The sequence below is a fragment of the Bradyrhizobium sp. genome (genome assembly GCF_016462955.1).
In the GTDB taxonomy this organism is placed as follows: domain Bacteria; phylum Pseudomonadota; class Alphaproteobacteria; order Rhizobiales; family Xanthobacteraceae; genus Bradyrhizobium.
This window is the reverse complement of sequence record NZ_JAEMSD010000320.1, coordinates 2,926-3,932: the sequence shown is the minus strand read 5'-3', so window position 1 is coordinate 3,932 and position 1,007 is coordinate 2,926. Positions and strand designations below refer to the sequence as shown.

At 68.2% G+C, this 1,007-nt stretch carries 1 protein-coding gene; it reads left to right on the top strand.

Going from position 1 to position 1,007, the window contains the following annotated elements:
• Positions 1-18 precede the first annotated feature (18 nt).
• Positions 19-1,007, top strand: a 989-nt coding sequence (nuoG, locus tag JHD07_RS26520) for an NADH-quinone oxidoreductase subunit NuoG (protein WP_291627414.1), incomplete at its 3' end; no start/stop codon positions are given.

Here is a 1,007-nt window from a genome sequence, read left to right as displayed (position 1 = left end):
CGGCGGCGGAGTGAGGGCATGACCGACACCGTCAAACTGCTGGTCGATGGCGTCGAAGTGGATGCGCCGAAGACGTATACGCTGCTGCAGGCGTGCGAGCTGGCGGGCGCGGAGATTCCGCGCTTCTGCTATCACGAGCGGCTGTCGATCGCCGGCAATTGCCGGATGTGCCTCGTCGAGGTGAAGGGCGGCCCGAAGCCGGTCGCGAGCTGCGCCTGGGGCGTGCGCGACTGCCGTCCGGGTCCCAAGGGCGAACCGCCGGAGATCTCGACGCGTTCGCCGATGGTGAAGAAGGCGCGCGAAGGCGTGATGGAATTCCTTCTGATCAACCATCCCCTGGACTGTCCGATCTGCGACCAGGGCGGCGAGTGCGACCTGCAGGACCAGGCGATGGGCTACGGCGTCGACACCAGCCGCTTCGCCGAGAACAAGCGCGCAGTCGAGGACAAATATCTCGGCGCGCTGGTCAAGACCTCGATGAACCGCTGCATCCAGTGCACGCGCTGCGTCCGCTTCTCGGCGGAAGTCGCCGGCGCGCCGGAGATGGGCGCCACCGGCCGCGGGGAGGACATGGAGATCACGACCTATCTCGAGCACGCGCTGAGCTCGGAATTGCAGGGCAATCTCGTCGATATCTGCCCGGTCGGCGCGCTGACCTCGAAGCCCTATGCGTTCGCGGCGCGCCCGTGGGAGCTCGGCAAGACCCAGTCGATCGACGTCATGGACGGCCTCGGCTCGGCCATCCGCGTCGATACCCGCGGCCGCGAGGTGATGCGCATCCTGCCGCGCATCAACGAGGCCGTGAACGAGGAGTGGATCTCGGACAAGACCCGGCACGTCGTCGACGGCCTGCGCACCCAGCGCCTCGACCGTCCCTATATCCGCGAGGCCGGCAAGCTGCGCGCGGCGAGCTGGCAGGAGGCCTTTGCCGCGATCGCCGCCAAGGCGGCGCGCAGCGACGGCAAGCGCATCGGCGCCATCGCCGGCTACCTTGCCGGTGTCGAGGA